At 71.6% G+C, this 14,115-nt stretch carries 14 protein-coding genes; 7 read left to right on the forward strand and 7 right to left on the reverse strand.

The genetic code is table 11. The annotated features are described in order from the left end of the window. Positions 1–11: 11 nt before the first annotated feature. Positions 12–623 (reverse strand): YceI family protein, encoded by a 612-nt coding sequence (locus ACMV5O_RS09275; RefSeq protein ID WP_416163177.1) that lies wholly within the window; start codon positions 621–623, stop codon positions 12–14. A 52-nt stretch (positions 624–675) separates the two neighbouring features. Continuing rightward, positions 676–1,425, reverse strand: coding sequence for a CDP-alcohol phosphatidyltransferase family protein (locus ACMV5O_RS09280; RefSeq protein ID WP_416163178.1), 750 nt, complete (start codon positions 1,423–1,425; stop codon positions 676–678). Positions 1,426–1,542: 117 nt separating this feature from the next. Here ACMV5O_RS09280 and ACMV5O_RS09285 point away from each other — a divergent pair, with 117 nt between their 5' ends. Genes ACMV5O_RS09285 through ACMV5O_RS09305 form a run of 5 tightly spaced genes read left to right on the forward strand, consistent with a single transcriptional unit; the run spans position 1,543 to position 6,012 of the window. Further along, positions 1,543–2,529 (forward strand): zinc-dependent alcohol dehydrogenase, encoded by a 987-nt coding sequence (locus ACMV5O_RS09285; RefSeq protein WP_416163179.1) that lies wholly within the window; start codon positions 1,543–1,545, stop codon positions 2,527–2,529. Positions 2,530–2,548: 19 nt separating this feature from the next. Then, on the forward strand, positions 2,549–2,947 hold the full coding sequence (locus tag ACMV5O_RS09290) for a 6-pyruvoyl trahydropterin synthase family protein (protein WP_416163180.1): 399 nt from the start codon (positions 2,549–2,551) through the stop codon (positions 2,945–2,947). Positions 2,948–2,981: 34 nt separating this feature from the next. Beyond that, positions 2,982–4,046, forward strand: coding sequence for a glycosyltransferase family 4 protein (locus tag ACMV5O_RS09295; RefSeq protein ID WP_416163181.1), 1,065 nt, complete (start codon positions 2,982–2,984; stop codon positions 4,044–4,046). 33 nt (positions 4,047–4,079) lie between these two features. Continuing rightward, positions 4,080–5,024 (forward strand): methyltransferase domain-containing protein, encoded by a 945-nt coding sequence (locus ACMV5O_RS09300; protein WP_416163182.1) that lies wholly within the window; start codon positions 4,080–4,082, stop codon positions 5,022–5,024. Between the two features lie 40 nt (positions 5,025–5,064). Then, entirely contained in the window at positions 5,065–6,012 is a 948-nt protein-coding gene (locus tag ACMV5O_RS09305) for a lysylphosphatidylglycerol synthase transmembrane domain-containing protein (protein ID WP_416163183.1), read from the forward strand. Between the two features lie 31 nt (positions 6,013–6,043). Here ACMV5O_RS09305 and ACMV5O_RS09310 read toward each other — a convergent pair whose 3' ends face one another. Further along, positions 6,044–6,832 carry a RibD family protein gene (locus tag ACMV5O_RS09310; protein WP_416163184.1) on the reverse strand — a complete coding sequence of 263 codons (789 nt, stop codon included), beginning with the start codon at positions 6,830–6,832 and terminating at the stop codon, positions 6,044–6,046. A gap of 198 nt (positions 6,833–7,030) precedes the next feature. Here ACMV5O_RS09310 and ribA point away from each other — a divergent pair, with 198 nt between their 5' ends. Continuing rightward, a complete protein-coding gene (ribA, locus tag ACMV5O_RS09315) occupies positions 7,031–8,188 on the forward strand; it encodes a GTP cyclohydrolase II (RefSeq protein ID WP_416163185.1) in 1,158 nt (385 codons plus the stop codon). A gap of 88 nt (positions 8,189–8,276) precedes the next feature. Here ribA and ACMV5O_RS09320 read toward each other — a convergent pair whose 3' ends face one another. After that, positions 8,277–9,089 (reverse strand): creatininase family protein, encoded by an 813-nt coding sequence (locus ACMV5O_RS09320; RefSeq protein WP_416163186.1) that lies wholly within the window; start codon positions 9,087–9,089, stop codon positions 8,277–8,279. A 65-nt stretch (positions 9,090–9,154) separates the two neighbouring features. On the opposite strand from ACMV5O_RS09320, the gene ACMV5O_RS09325 reads away from it, so the two are divergent. Further along, complete coding sequence (locus tag ACMV5O_RS09325; protein WP_416163187.1) at positions 9,155–11,080, forward strand: hypothetical protein; 1,926 nt, start codon at positions 9,155–9,157, stop codon at positions 11,078–11,080. Positions 11,081–11,143: 63 nt separating this feature from the next. Here ACMV5O_RS09325 and purT read toward each other — a convergent pair whose 3' ends face one another. The 3 genes from purT to ACMV5O_RS09340 all read right to left on the reverse strand — a co-directional run bounded on the left by purT (position 11,144) and on the right by ACMV5O_RS09340 (position 14,098). After that, on the reverse strand, positions 11,144–12,343 hold the full coding sequence (purT, locus tag ACMV5O_RS09330; RefSeq protein WP_416163188.1) for a formate-dependent phosphoribosylglycinamide formyltransferase: 1,200 nt from the start codon (positions 12,341–12,343) through the stop codon (positions 11,144–11,146). A gap of 142 nt (positions 12,344–12,485) precedes the next feature. Continuing rightward, on the reverse strand, positions 12,486–12,833 hold the full coding sequence (locus ACMV5O_RS09335; RefSeq protein ID WP_416163189.1) for a hypothetical protein: 348 nt from the start codon (positions 12,831–12,833) through the stop codon (positions 12,486–12,488). Between the two features lie 80 nt (positions 12,834–12,913). Beyond that, complete coding sequence (locus tag ACMV5O_RS09340; protein ID WP_416163190.1) at positions 12,914–14,098, reverse strand: DNA recombination protein RmuC; 1,185 nt, start codon at positions 14,096–14,098, stop codon at positions 12,914–12,916. Positions 14,099–14,115: the final 17 nt, after the last annotated feature.

The raw sequence follows: 14,115 nt of genomic DNA on the forward strand, positions 1-14,115 counted from the left end.
CCCGGCCGCGTTCAGTCGCGGATGGCCTCGAGCTCGAAGCTCAGCGCCACCGCGTCGCCCACCATGCCGCGGTCGACGCCGTAGTTCATGCCCCACTGGCTGCGCTGCAGCGTCGTGCTCGCCGAGATGCCCAGCGTGTGCTTGCGATGGCCGAAGGGATAGGCCGCCGCCTTGTTGAGCGACACGTCGAGCGTCACCGGGTGGGTCTGGCCGAGCAGGGTCAGATTGCCCGCAAGCTTGCCGGTGTTGTCCGCGCCGAGTTCCAGCGCGGTGGCCTCGAACACGATCTCGGGAAAGCGCTTCGCATCCAGGAAGTCGCTGTCGCGCACGTGACGATCGCGTGCGCCGTGGTTGCTGAACACGCTGTCGGCCACCACCACCACCCGCCCCGAGCTGAGCGTGCGCGCGTCCTCGTCATACACGAAGCTGCCACTCGCCTTCAGGAACAGGCCGATCACGTTTGCGTAACCGACGTGGTCAACCTGGAAGGCGATCGCGAAATGGTCCGGGTCGATGCGGTAGGTGTGCGGCTCGGCCAGCACCGGGCTGGCCGCCAGCGCGGCCGCCAGCGCCCCGCTGCTGATCAGCGCGCGCAGCGTGGCAGGTCTCGTTTCGGCTCTCATGCTTGCGTCTCCTTTGGTGGTTGGATCCTTGTGGGGGTCCCGGCCGTCCTCTTCAGGGCCGGGCGACCCGCAGCCTTGCGGCGGAACGGTAAAGCCAGCGCACATCGATGGCGAACGAGCCGGCGAGCAGGCCGAGCGCAAGCCCCAGCAAGCCAGTGGCCAGCGCCGGACCGACAGGGGGCACAAGACACAGCAGCAGACTCGCCACCTGCCACACGCATACCAGCTTGCGCCGAAGGCTGTCGGGCAGCGGCGCGTCGAGCCAGGGCCAGCGCAGCATGGCAAGGACGAAGCCGTAGCGCATCAGGCCGATCGCCAGCACCCACGGCCCCGCCTTGCCCATCGACAGCAAGTGCATGCACAAGACGAGCATCAAAAAGGCGTCGAGTTCCATGTCGAAGCGCGCGCCGAACGCGCTCGCGCATCGCCAGCGCCGCGCCACCCAGCCGTCGACGCCGTCCAGCAGCAAGGCCGTACCCGCGATGCCGGCCACCAGCCAGGCGTGCTGCTGCACCCACGATGGGACCAGCACTGCCCCTGCAAGCAGCGACACGAACGCCGCGCGGCCCAGCGTGACGTGGTTGGCCGGCCCCAGGCTGCGCCCGGGGTCGGACCAGTGCCGCCACAGCAGCGCCGAAAGCGTGCCCTGCACCCCGAGTGCGGCAAGCTGCGCCATCACGGGCAGACCGACGAGCGCAGACAGCCCACCGGCCAGGAGCACCACGCCGGCCAGGCCGAGGCCAAGCTCGAGTCCGGCCCGCGGCCAGCCCGTGCCCGCCGTCGTCCTGTCCTGCCGCTTCATCGATCGCACCCCAACCTCCCGCCGTTGTCGCTCCCGGTCCGGCCCGTGCCGCCTGCTACCATGCGAGCTTCGATCACCAAGCAGCCGCCAGGGTTCGCCGCGGCGGCCCTCCAAGTCATGTCCCAAGCCAACCTCGCCTTCTGGAGCCTGCCGCCGGATCGCGGCGAACTGCGCCCGGCGCCGCTGCCCCCGCCAGGCGATGGTGACGTATGCGTGCGCAGCCTGTACAGCGGCATCAGCCGCGGCACCGAGTGCCTGGTGTTTCGCGGCGAGGTCCCCGCCTCCGAGTACCAGCGCATGCGCGCGCCCTTCCAGCAGGGCGAGTTTCCCGGCCCGGTCAAGTACGGCTACATCAGCGTCGGCGTGGTCGAGGACGGCGGCGGCAGCGCGGCCCGGGCGCTGGTCGGCAAGACGGTGTTCTGCCTCCACCCGCACCAGCAGCGCTACATCGTGCCGGCCTCCGCGGTCGTGCCCCTGCCGGCCGGCCTGCCCGCCGCGCGCGCCGTGCTCGCAGCCAACATGGAGACGGCGATCAATGCCGTTTGGGACGCTGCGCCCACGGTGGGCGAGCGCATCGCGGTGATCGGCGCCGGCGTCGTCGGTGCGCTGGTGGCCTGGCTGTGCGGGCGCATCCCGGGCACCCAGGTCGAGCTCGTCGACGTCGATCCTGGCCGGGCGGCACTCGCCACCGCGCTCGGGCTCAGGCATCGGCTGCCCGACCAGGCCAGCGCCGAATGCGACCTCGTGGTGCACGCCAGCGGCAACCCGGCCGGACTCGCGCGCGCGCTCGAGCTCGCCGGCCAAGAGGCCCGCATCGTCGAGATGAGCTGGTACGGGCTGCGCAGCGTGCCGCTCGCGCTCGGCGGCGCCTTTCACGCCCGACGCCTGTCGCTCAAATCCAGCCAGGTCGGCCACTTGCCGCCCTCGCACACGCCACGCTGGGATTTCCGCCGGCGCATGGAACTTGCGCTTGCGCTGCTCGTCGACGAGCGGCTCGACGTGCTGATCAGCGGCGAGAGCCCCTTTGCGGACCTGCCGCAGCTGATGGCCCGGCTCGCGCGCGAGCCCCGCGGCGCGCTGTGCGAACGCATCCGCTACCCCTGACCCCACCCGGAGACAGCCCATGTACAGCCTCACCGTCCGCGACCACATCATGATTGCGCACAGCTTCCAGGGCGCCATCTTCGGCCCCGCGCAACGCCTGCACGGCGCGACCTATGTGGTCGATGTGTGCTTTCAGCGTGCCGAGCTCGATGCCGACGGCCTGGTGGTGGACATCGGGCTCGCCAGCGAAACCCTCAAGACGCTGCTCGCCGATCTCAACTTCCGCAACCTCGACGACGAGCTCGCCTTCCGCGGCCAGAACACCACCACCGAGTTCATGGCGCGCGTGGTGTTCGACCGCATGGCCGGCGCGATCCGTAGCGGTCGCCTGGGGGCAGGCGGCCAGGGCCTGCAGCGGCTGAAGGTCACGCTGCACGAATCGCACATCGCCTGGGCCAGCTACGAGGGCGCGCTTTGACCGCGGCTGCCCGCCGCTCCTCGAGAACCGGCGCATGACGCGGCAGCTCAGCTTCATCGTGCCTGGCGACCCCGGCCAGCTCACCGGCGGTTACCTCTACGATGCGCGCATCGTCGCCGGGCTGCGCCGTCACGGCTGGACGGTGGAGGTGCATGGCCTGCCCGGGCGCTTTCCGGAGCCCGACGATGAAGCACGCGCGGCGCTCGCACGCACCCTCGCGGCCCTGCCAGCCGGGCACCAGGTCGTCGTCGACGGTCTGGCAGCGGGGGGACTCCCCGAAGTGGCGCTTGCCCACGCCGCTCGGCTGGCGCTCGTCGTCCTGATGCACCATCCGCTCGCGGACGAGAGCGGACTCCACGCCAGCCGCCGTCGCTGCCTGCTCGCCAGCGAACGCGCTGTGCTGTCGGCGGCGCGCCTCGTCATCGGCACCAGCCGCTTTACCGCCCGCCGCCTGGCCGATTTCGGCGTGCGTCCCGCCCGCCTGCGCGTCGTCGCCCCCGGCACCGAACCAAACGCACTCGCCGCCACGGACAACATCGCACCGCGCCTGCTGTGCGTGGCCTCGCTGACGCCGCGCAAGGGCCACGACCTGCTGCTTGCCGCGCTGCAATCAGTCAGGCACCTGCCCTGGACCTGCGACTGCATCGGCAGCCTCACGCGTGCACCGCAGCACGCCGCCGCCATCGCCGACGGCATCCGCCGCGCCGGCCTGGGTGAGCGCGTGCGCCTGCTCGGCGAATGCCCCGAACGGGTGGTGCGCGAGGCCTATGCCAGCGCCGACCTGTTCGTGCTTGCCTCGCGCTACGAAGGCTATGGCATGGTGATCGACGAAGCCCTCGCCGCCGGCCTGCCGGTGCTCACGACCCGCGGTGGTGCACTGGCCGACACGCTGCCGCCCGACGCGGGCGTGAGCGTGCCGCCCGATGACGCCGCGGCACTGGCCAGCGCCCTGCAGGCGCTGCTGCAGGACCGCGACCGACGCCTGCGCTTGCGCGATGGCGCGCGCCGGGCGCGCCTGCAGCTGCGCACCTGGACACAGGCCGCCGACGAGTTTGCCGCCGCGCTGGCCAGCATCCGCACGGCCCCGGCGCGGCCCTGAGCCCGACCGATCGCCTCGCCCGAGACTTCCGCCATGCTCGCACCCACGCCCGCAAGCCCGCTCCCCGCCGATGCCCCTCGGGATGCCCACCCCGATGCGCTCTTCGATGCAGACTGGCTGGCGCTGCGCGCCGCGGCCGACAGTGCAGCGCGCGCCGCCCACCTCAACCTGCGCGCCGCTGACTGGCTGCGAGCCCGCCGCCCTGCCGCCGACGACGAGCACCCCTTCATGCTGGCCGACCTCGGCAGCGGCAGCGGGGCCAACCCGCGTTACCTCGCCCCGCGCCTGCCCGGCCCCCAGCACTGGACGCTGATCGACCACGACCCGGCCCTGCTCGACCGAGCCCGCTCGAGCTGCGCCGAGTTGCACGACTACGATGGCGGCCACGTCCGGATCGAGACACGGCAGCTCGATCTGGCCGCCCCAAGCGGCATGGCGCTTGGCGAGACGGACCTGGTGTGCGCATCGGCCCTGCTCGACCTCGTCGATACGAGCTGGCTGGCGCGACTCGCCGAGCTGTGTGCCGAGCTGCGTTGCGCCGTGCTCGTGACCCTCAGCGTCGACGGTCAGTGGCGCTTCGAGGGCCCCGGCGAAGTGGCGGGCGATGCCGACGACGCCCTCGTGCGCGAGGCCTTCAACGCGCATCAGCGCCGCGACAAGGGGTTAGGCGCAGCGCTCGGCCCCGACGCGGCACCGGCGCTGGCCGCCGCGCTCGATGCGCGGGGCTTCGAGCTCGAGCTCGCCCCCAGCCCCTGGGAGCTGAACCTCGCCGAAGCCGGCGATGCCGCCCTGGCGCGCGCGCTGATCGACGGCTGGCGCGACGCCGCCCGCGCGCAGTGCCCGCAGGCGGCTGCACGCATCGAGGCCTGGCACGGGCGCCGCAGCGCGCTGTGCGGGGCTTCGCCGGGCCGGCTCGTGGTGGGGCATGTCGACCTCTTCGCCGCCCCCCGCACCCACCCCGTGCGCAACGCCGGCTGAGGATCGGCGCCCGCTGCCGATGTCGCGCACGCTCACCCAAATGCGCCAGCCGTCTCGTGTGCGCGCCCTGCTGCTGCCGGCGCTGCGCCTCGCATTGAGCCTCGGCCTGCTCGCCCTCGTGCTACTGTGGCTCGACCCCGCCGCGCTGGCGCAGGCCTTTGCCGCGCCCCACCCGGGCTGGCTGCTGCTCGCCCTCGGCCTGAGCCTGCCGCAGATCCTGCTGTCGGCCTGGCGCTGGCGCCTCACGGCGCACCAGCTCGGCGTGCCGCTGGGCCTGCGTCATGCGGTGGCCGAGTACTACCTCGCCACCTTCCTCAACCAGCTGCTGCCGGGCGGCGTCATGGGCGATGCCGGGCGCGCCTGGCGCCATGCGCGCAGCGAGGCGGCAGCCGGCCAGCGCGGGAGCGCCTGGCATGCCGTGCTGATTGAGCGCGCCTCCGGCCAGCTTGCCCTGCTGCTGGTGGCGCTGCTGACGCTGGCCTGGTCCCCGGCGCTGCAAGCCGTGCCGGCCCGCCTGCTCGGGCTCGACGGCGCGGCCGGTGCGCAAGCGGCGGGCGCCACATCCTGGCTGCTGCTGGCCGCCGCCCTGCTCGTCGGCCTCGCAGCGTGGCGGTGGCCAACGGTGATCGGCCGCCTCGGTCGCGCCGTGCGCCGTGCCCTGCTCGCCCGCGAGGTGTTCGTCCGCCAGTTGTTCGCCTCGCTGCTGATCGTCGCCAGCTACCTGGCCGTCTACCTGTGCTGCATGCGCATGCTCGGCATCACGACGCCGGTTGGCGAGGTCGTGCCGCTGGTGCCCTGGGTGCTGCTGGCGATGGCGATCCCCTTGTCGATCGCAGGCTGGGGCATCCGTGAAGGCGCGGCCGCGCTGGTGTGGTCGCTGGCCGGCCTGAATGCGGCCGAAGGCGTCGCGATCTCGGTCAGCTATGGCCTCGTCGTCCTGCTCTCCAGCCTGCCCGGCGCCCTGCTCCTGCTACCGCGCCGGCGCTAGCAAGGCCTGTGCGCCCGCCGGCCGGGAACGCTCACGACGGGTCCCGCAGGGGGCGCAGCGCGAGATCGAACACCACATCCTCGCCGCAGGCAAAGTGCCGACAGGGCGGCCGAATGGCCTCGTCCAGGCGGTCGATCGGCGGCAGCACCAGGCCTGCGGGGCCAGCGCCGATCAGCATCGGCGCAACCATGACATGGAGGCGGTCGAGCACCCCCGCCTGCAGGAAGCGCGACACCGTCACCCCGCCACCCTCGACCAGCACGCGCCGCCAGCCGCGCCGGCCCAGCCGGGCCAGCACCTCGGCCGGCTCGAAGCCGGCTTCACCGCTCGCCAGCTCAATCCGCAACACCGCAGCGCCTGCGCCACCTGGGCCGCAGGGCTCCGCCGCCGGCGCAGCCTCGGCCGCGGGCAGGCCGGCGGCGACCAGATGCAGCGTGGGCGCGAGCCCATCGCCGAACAGCCGCGCCGACGGCTTGGCGCGGCCGCGCGGATCGAGCACCACACGCACCGGATTGCGCCCGGCCACGTGGCGCACGGTGAGCTGCGGGTCGTCGGCATTGACCGTGCCCACGCCCACCACGACCGCATCCACGAGCGCGCGCAGGCGGTGCAGATGCGTGCGCGCCGCCTCCCCGTTGATATAGTGCGAGGCCCCGCTGGCGGTGGCGATGCGTCCGTCCAGGCTCTGGCCGATCTGCGCGATCACCACCGGCGCGGCGGTGGCCACCCATGGCAGGAAGAGATCGAGCAGATCCCGCGTCGGCCGGTCCATATCGCGCGCGCAGTGCCAGGCGCCACCGCGCCGGATCGCGATATCCACGCCCTGCACCGTGAAACTTGTTGCCTTGCATGCGGCCCAATCGGCATCACGCGCTTGCAATATGCACCTCCAGCCCCAATCTGATACAAGCTCGTCTGACATTCATCCTTCCTTCACACACGGTTTGCATCGGCGTCTGCCCGCCCCGGGGACGGCTTGCGTGATGGTGAACCAGAACCCCCAACGGAGAACACAGTAATGCGCCAAGCCGAGCGTGCCATTTTCGATCTGCGTCGCGGCCTCCCCATCGTGCTGCGTGACCATGGCAGGCAGACGCTGGTCCTCGCCGTCGAGGGCCTGACCGGGCGCAGCCTGGACGACGCCCTGCAACTGAGCGGCGCCGCGGCACAGCTCGTGTTGAGCCGCCATCGCATGGCGGCGCTGGGGCAGGCCGACGCGACCGACGCCGTCGCGCTCGCACTCGAGCCCCTGCCCGACGCGCGCGCGCTGCGTGACTTGGCCTGGATGCACGGTGCCACCCTGCCCGCGGGCACCCGCGCGCGCGCGGCCAGCCAGGCCGAACACGCCGCCCTGCGCCTGCTCGGCCGCGCCCAGCTGGTCCCCGCCGCGCTATCCTTCGCGGTGTCCGAATCACAAGCGGCGGTCGTCGCCAACGAGATCGAACGCGGCCAGGTGCTGGCCGTCGAGGCCGGCGAGGCCCTGCGCCTGTGCAACAGCGGGCCCGGCACCCTGACCCGCATCAGCGAGGCCAAGGTGCCGCTGGCCGAAGCCGAGGACAGCCGCTTCGTGCTCTTCCGCGAAGCCGATGGCGTGCACGAGCACGTCGCCATCGTCATCGGCGACGCCGCGCACTGGCCCGAGGCCGTGCCGGTGCGCCTGCATTCGTCCTGCCTCACGGGCGACCTCTTTGGCAGCCTGCGTTGCGACTGCGGCGAGCAATTGCGCCGCGGCGTCGCCGCGATCAACGCCCAGGGCGGCGGCATCCTGCTCTACCTGTCGCAGGAAGGGCGCGGCATCGGGCTGGCCAACAAGCTGCGCGCCTACGGCCTGCAGGACCAGGGCCTGGACACCATCGATGCCGACCAGGTGATCGGCTTCTCCAAGGACGAGCGCGACTTTCGCGTCGCCCACGAGATGCTCGACCAGCTCGGCGTCTCCAAGGTGCTGCTACTCACCAACAACCCCAGCAAGGTCGAGGCCCTGCAACGCGCCGGCATCAACGTCGTGGCGCGCCAGGCGATCTATGGCGAGGTCACGCGCCAGAACGAGCGCTACCTGCAGACCAAGGCGCACCGCCACGGTCACTGGCTGCATGAGCTGTTGACCGAGCAGGACGAGCCCGCCAGCGACGAACCCGAGCGCCTGCCTGCCCCGGGCACGGCCGGCGGCGCCTGAGCCCCGCAAACCGACGCTTCAAGGCGCGCCCATGTGCGACCTGCCACCGCCCGCACATCGACACCGGGCACGGCAGCGCGCTGCGCCGCTAGGCGGGCACGTCGCGCAGGTGGCCAAGATCGAAGTCCTGCGCATCCTCGATCACGCCCGCCAGCACGCCGGCAAAGTGTTCGACCAGGCGCGCGCCGAGTGCCGCATTGGCGAGCGTCGCGTTACCCGTCGCGCCCCCGCCATTGAGATCCTGCGCCATCCAGGCAAAGCCGGCCTCGCCCTCGGGGCCGAGACGACGGCCGTCGGCGGCCATGCGCTCGCCAAGGGACGCGAAGTTCGCCAGCGCCTCGCGCCGCACCTTGTGCGGCGCCAGATGCAGCATCATCGCGGTTTCCAGCGCCCCGCCATGCAGGCCGTGGCGCAGCTCGGCCGCGGGCAGGGCCTCAGCGGGCGGCGCGAAGCGAAAGTAGTTGGCGCGCACCACCAGCATGCGGTGCGCGGCGCGCAACTGCAGCGCGGCCAGATCCACGATCGCCTTGTTGCCGCCGTGGGTGTTGAACAGCACCAGCCGCCGCAGGCCGGCCCGCGCCACGCACGCGCCCACTTGCTGGAGCACCGCGAGCGCGGTTTCCGGACTCAGGCTCAGGGTGCCGGCAAAGTCCGCATGTTCGAGGCTGAGACCGACCGCGAGCGCGGGCAGCACGCACACCTGAACGTCCGCGCGCAGGCGCGGCAGGGCGGCATGCAGCAGGCCGTGGGCAATGTCGAGGTCGGTCGACAGCGGCAGATGCTCGCCATGCTGTTCGACCGCCGCCAGCGGCAGCACGGCCACCGTGTCCTCGGCCGCAAGGCGGGCGATCTGCTGCGGGCTCAGGTCCTGCCAGTAGGAGACTGCGGCGGGGATGTCCATGGCGGCGGTTTCCAGACGATGCGGGGCGAGGCGCCGATCATAGCCCGTCCGGCGGCGAGAAGGCCATGACGCCCGGCCCGCGTCACCACGCCCGCAACCCGCGCGGCCTGCCGGCGACGGTGCTCGCCAGCAGCCTGCGCGTGCTCGCACTCGTGCTGCTGCCGCTGCTGGTGCTCAACCTGCTGCTCGGCTTCGGCAACCACTGGCCCACCTTGTGGCCGCGGCTGGAATGGCGCTTCTCGGCAGAACTGGCGGTGCTCGTGGTGGCGCTGGCCGCCTGGGTCGGCTGGCGCGGACGCGCCGGGCGCCTGCTGGCAGGGCTGTCGATGCTGGGCACGGCCTGGGTGGTGCTGCACTACATCAACGTCACCGTCCCCTCGATCTTCGGCCGCAGACTCAATGCCTACTGGGACGGCCAGCACCTGTGGGCCGTGCTCCGCATGAGTGGCGAAGGCGCCGCCGGTGGCGCCTACCTCCGTCTGGCACTGAGCCTGTTGCTTGCCATGGTCGCCGTGGGCCTGCTCTACGCCATCGTGCGCCTGTGCCTGCAGGGTCTGGCCCACGCGGCCGAGCACACGGCGCCCCGTCGCACGCTGCTCGGGCTTGGCGCACTCGGCTGCGCGCTGTGGGCGGCCCAGCCCTGGCAGGGCGAGGTGCTGCGCCCGCTGATCGCGCCACCGGTCAGCAGCCTGCTCGCCGAGCAATCCCGCTTGCTGTCGCTCGCACTGTCGCGCAGCGCCCACGGGGAACAGCTGGGCCCGAGCCCGGCTTTCGCCGGCGACGTGGATGCGCTCGAGGGCTCGGATGTACTCATCGTGTTCGCCGAGGCCTATGGCGCGGTCACGCTCGACAAGCCGGACATCGCCGAGCCGCTGGCAGCCTCGCGGGCGCGGCTCGCCGCCGGCATCGCCGCCAGCGGTCGCCATGTGGTGTCGGCGCGGCTGATCTCGCCCACCTTCGGTGGCGCCTCCTGGCTCGCGCATGGCAGCCTGCTCGCCGGCATCGACACCCGCGACCCCGGCGACTACCCGTTGCTGCTCACCACCCGGCGCCCCACCCTGGTAAGCCACTTTGCCGCCAATGGCTACCACACCGTGGTGTGGACGCCGGGCATCCAGCGCGCCTGGCCGGAGGGCGCCTTCTATGGCTTCCACCGCATCGCCGACGCCGATCGCATCGGCTACCTCGGGCCGCACTTCGGCTTCTGGCGCATTCCGGACCAGGCCTCGATGGCGCTCATTCACCACCAGGAGTTCGGCAAGCGTTTTCCGGCAAGGGAGGGTCCGCAACAGGCCGGGGCGGGCAATGCGCAGGACGGCGCGAAAGGCGGAGCGGAGGACGCGGCAGACGACGCCGCGGTGATTGCCGGCGAGGCCGCCGTCCGCATTCGGCTCGCGACCTACCATCCCGACCGAGCGCGCCCATCCGACGCTGATGCCGCCTCGATGGCCGCCGCAATGGCCGCCTCGGTGGACGCCTCACCGGCCAGCCTGGCCGAGCGCATCGAGGCGGCGCGCGCATCGCGCGAGCGCCGGCCACGGCTGGTGGTGTTTCCGACCGTCACCACCCATGCCCCCTTCCGCGCCATCGCGCCCTTCACCGACGACTGGTCGCGCCTGCTCGGCCACGACGCCTACAGTGCGGACGAGCTCGCCGCCGCCGAGGGCGTGCCGGTGCGCTGGTCCGACCCGACGCCGGCCTACCTGGCCGCGATGCGCTATCAGTTCGACTGGCTCGCCGATTACCTCGGCCAGCACGCGCCGGCCGACCTGTTCACGATCATCGTCGGTGATCACCAGCCGATCGGCTCGGTCACCGGGCCGGGCCAGCCGTGGGACGTGCCCATCCACATCGTCAGCCACGACCGCAGCCTGCTCGCGCGCTTCGAGGCCGCCGGCTTCGTGCCGGGGCTGGTTCCGCCCGACACGCCGCTCGGGCCGATGCACGACGTGACGCCGCTGCTGATCGAGGCTTTCCGGCGCGGGTCCTGAACCCACCCGCGGCACCTGCCGGCCCGGCGCTGCAGTCGCGCCCGCGGTGCCCAGCCCAGCGACTCAGGCGGCGACCGGCCTCACCCTGCTCGCCGCCAGCTTGGCGCGCTCGCGCGCCTCATCGACATCGGCGCCATTGGCCACGGCCACGCCCATGCGGCGCTTGACGAAGGCTTCGGGCTTGCCGAACAGGCGCAGGTCGCTACGCGGCACGGCCAGCGCCTCGGCCACGCCCTCGAAGCGCATCGCCTGCGCATCGACCCCGCCGTAGATCACCGCCGACGCACCCGGCTCGCGCAAGGCGGTATCGACCGGCAGGCCGAGGATGGCGCGGGCGTGCAGCTCGAACTCGGAGAAGCGCTGCGAGCACAGCGTGACCAGGCCGGTGTCATGCGGACGCGGGCTGACCTCGGAGAACCACACCTCGTCGCCGCTGACGAAGAGCTCGACGCCGAACAGGCCGCGCCCGCCGAGATTGCCGGTCACCGCCGCCGCGATCTCCTGCGAACGCGCCAGCGCCGCCGGGCTCATCCGCTGCGGCTGCCAGGATTCGACGTAGTCGCCCGACACCTGCACATGGCCGATCGGCTCGCAGAAGTAGGTCCGTACCTCACCCGCGGCATCGCACGCGCGCACCGTCAGCAGCGTGATCTCGTAGTCGAAATCGATGAAACCCTCGACGATGACCCGCCCCTGATTCACCCGCCCGCCGGCCGCGGCATAGTCCCAGGCCTTGTTCACGTCGTCCGGCCCGCGCAGCAGCGACTGGCCCTTGCCCGAGGACGACATCACCGGCTTGACGATGCAGGGATAGCCGATGCCGCCGTCGATCGCCGCCTGCAGCTCCGCCAGCGAGTCGGCGAAGCGGTAGGGCGAGGTGGGCAGGCCGAGCGTCTCGGCCGCCAGGCGGCGGATGCCCTCGCGGTTCATCGTGAGCTGGGTCGCACGTGCGGTGGGGATGACCTCGGCGAGGCCGGCGGCCTCGATCTCGGCCAGCATGTCGGTGGCGATGGCCTCGATCTCGGGCACGACCAGATGCGGGCGCTCCTGCTCGATCAGCGCGCGCAGGGCGGCGCCGTCGGTCATCGGGATCACGTGGGCGCGGTGGGCCAGCTGATGGCCCGGTGCGTTCGGGTAGCGATCGACCGCGATCACTTCGACCCCCAGGCGTTGCAGGGCGATGATCACTTCCTTGCCGAGCTCGCCGGCGCCGAGCAGCATCACGCGCAACGCGCAGGGTGAAAGCGGGGTACCCAGGTCCATGCAGGCTCTCCTTGTCGTGTGGGACGGCGCCGGAGCCGACAAGGAGCGGGCGATGAACCCGCCCTGCGCAGCTTCGGGCGACCGGAAAGCGGCATGTTAATACAGCGCAGGCCGCGCTCGCGCGGCCCGGGTCGCGACGGTCTTACTCGCGACGCTCCGCCGAATCAAGCGGACGCCAGTGCGCATCCACCGGCACCACCTCGCCCTCTTCCGCGGCCCGTGGCTGCTCGAAGTGGTACAGCAAGGCCTTGCACTTGCCGCAGGACACGACGCGATGCACGTCCTTGCCATGGCTGAGCCCGTCCTCCTTGAGTTCGGCCGCGCCGCAGGCATGGCAGGACGGATCCTCGAGCCCATGCGCCTGCAGGTAGGCACCGCGCTCGGGCAGTGCGCGCTTGGCACCTTCCTGGCGATGAAAGCTGCGCAGGATCATCCACATGGTGAAGAACACGGCCATGATGAAAAGGATCGGCAGGGAAACGGAAGACATCGTCGGGGCAATCCATGCGGGTGAGTGAGCGCTCCGACCTTAACCCAAGGGCCGCCTGCATTCCCTGTTCAAGGTCAAGTTCAGCCCCGCTCCACGGCTTCACCGTCTTCCAGCTGCACCGACTCGATCTTGTGGAAATGGGCGCTGATCTTGCGGCTCGAAGTCTGCACGTCCTGCACGTCGCGGCTGGCCTGCTCGATGTGGCGGGCGAGCGCCGCCATGCGTTCGTCGAAGCGGTGAAAATCCTTCGCCAGCTTGCCGAGCGCATCCTGGATGACGTGGATCTGCTTGCGCGTCTCGACGTCCTTGAGCACCGCGCGCGCGGTGTTGAGCACCGCCATCAGCGTGGTCGGCGACACCAGCCACACCCGCCGCTGCTGCGCGTAGGCGACGAGCTCGGGGTGGTAGGCGTGGATCTCGGCGAACACCGCCTCCGCGGGCAGGAACATCACCGCCCCGTCCGAAGTGACGCCCGGCAGCAGGTACTTGCTCGCAATCGCATCGATGTGGCGGCGGACGTCGGCACGAAAGGCCGTCTGCGCGGCACGGCGTTCCAGCCCGCCGGCCTCGCCGTCGAACATGCGGTGGTAGTTCTCGAGCGGAAACTTGGCATCGACCGCCACCTTGCCGGTCGGCGCCGGCAGGCTCAAAAGGCAATCCACCCGCGTGCCGTTGGGCAGCACCGCCTGGAAGGCGTAGGCGTCGGGCGGCAGCACGTTCTGCACCAGGGCCTCGAGCTGGACCTCGCCGAAGGCGCCACGGGCGCGCTTGTCGCCGAGCAGCTCCTGCAGGCTCACCACATTAGTGGTGAGGCCGTCGATCTTCTTCTGCGCCTCGTCGATCGTGGCCAGGCGCGCCATCACGCTGGCGAAGGTCTCGTTGGTCTTGCGAAAGCCCTCGTCGAGGCGCTGGCTGACCTGGCCGGACAAGGTGTCGAGCCGGCCGTCCACGCTCTGCGTCAGCGCCTGCATGCCGCGCGACAGCTGCACCGAGGCCGCCGTGAGCCCGCGCTGCAAGAGCTCGCGGTCGGCGCGCGCATGCTCGCCGATGCGGTCGGTCTGGCGCGCCAAGCCCTCGTGCAGGTCACGCAGGATCTCGCGATGCTGGGCGCCGAGCTGGTGCTCGAGCTGATCGGCCAGGGCCTCGGTCAGCTCCGACTGCAGCCGGCGCTCGGTGCCAAAGCTGCGCACCAGCAGCCACACTAGCGCAATCAGGATCGCGGCGAGCAAGCCCGCAAGCAACATCTCCGCCTGACTCAGCGGCATCGGACCGATCTGCAATT

This window comes from Thauera sp. WH-1, assembly GCF_047806685.1.
In the GTDB taxonomy this organism is placed as follows: domain Bacteria; phylum Pseudomonadota; class Gammaproteobacteria; order Burkholderiales; family Rhodocyclaceae; genus Thauera.

Coding starts and splice junctions, on each gene's coding strand:
- ACMV5O_RS09275 (WP_416163177.1), bottom strand. CDS start 623: ATGAGAGCCGAAACGAGACCTGCCACGCTGCGCGCGCTGATCAGCAGC.
- ACMV5O_RS09280 (WP_416163178.1), bottom strand. CDS start 1,425: ATGAAGCGGCAGGACAGGACGACGGCGGGCACGGGCTGGCCGCGGGCC.
- ACMV5O_RS09285 (WP_416163179.1), top strand. CDS start 1,543: ATGTCCCAAGCCAACCTCGCCTTCTGGAGCCTGCCGCCGGATCGCGGC.
- ACMV5O_RS09290 (WP_416163180.1), top strand. CDS start 2,549: ATGTACAGCCTCACCGTCCGCGACCACATCATGATTGCGCACAGCTTC.
- ACMV5O_RS09295 (WP_416163181.1), top strand. CDS start 2,982: ATGACGCGGCAGCTCAGCTTCATCGTGCCTGGCGACCCCGGCCAGCTC.
- ACMV5O_RS09300 (WP_416163182.1), top strand. CDS start 4,080: ATGCTCGCACCCACGCCCGCAAGCCCGCTCCCCGCCGATGCCCCTCGG.
- ACMV5O_RS09305 (WP_416163183.1), top strand. CDS start 5,065: ATGCGCCAGCCGTCTCGTGTGCGCGCCCTGCTGCTGCCGGCGCTGCGC.
- ribA (WP_416163185.1), top strand. CDS start 7,031: ATGCGCCAAGCCGAGCGTGCCATTTTCGATCTGCGTCGCGGCCTCCCC.
- ACMV5O_RS09320 (WP_416163186.1), bottom strand. CDS start 9,089: ATGGACATCCCCGCCGCAGTCTCCTACTGGCAGGACCTGAGCCCGCAG.
- ACMV5O_RS09325 (WP_416163187.1), top strand. CDS start 9,155: ATGACGCCCGGCCCGCGTCACCACGCCCGCAACCCGCGCGGCCTGCCG.
- purT (WP_416163188.1), bottom strand. CDS start 12,343: ATGGACCTGGGTACCCCGCTTTCACCCTGCGCGTTGCGCGTGATGCTG.
- ACMV5O_RS09335 (WP_416163189.1), bottom strand. CDS start 12,833: ATGTCTTCCGTTTCCCTGCCGATCCTTTTCATCATGGCCGTGTTCTTC.
- ACMV5O_RS09340 (WP_416163190.1), bottom strand. CDS start 14,098: ATGCCGCTGAGTCAGGCGGAGATGTTGCTTGCGGGCTTGCTCGCCGCG.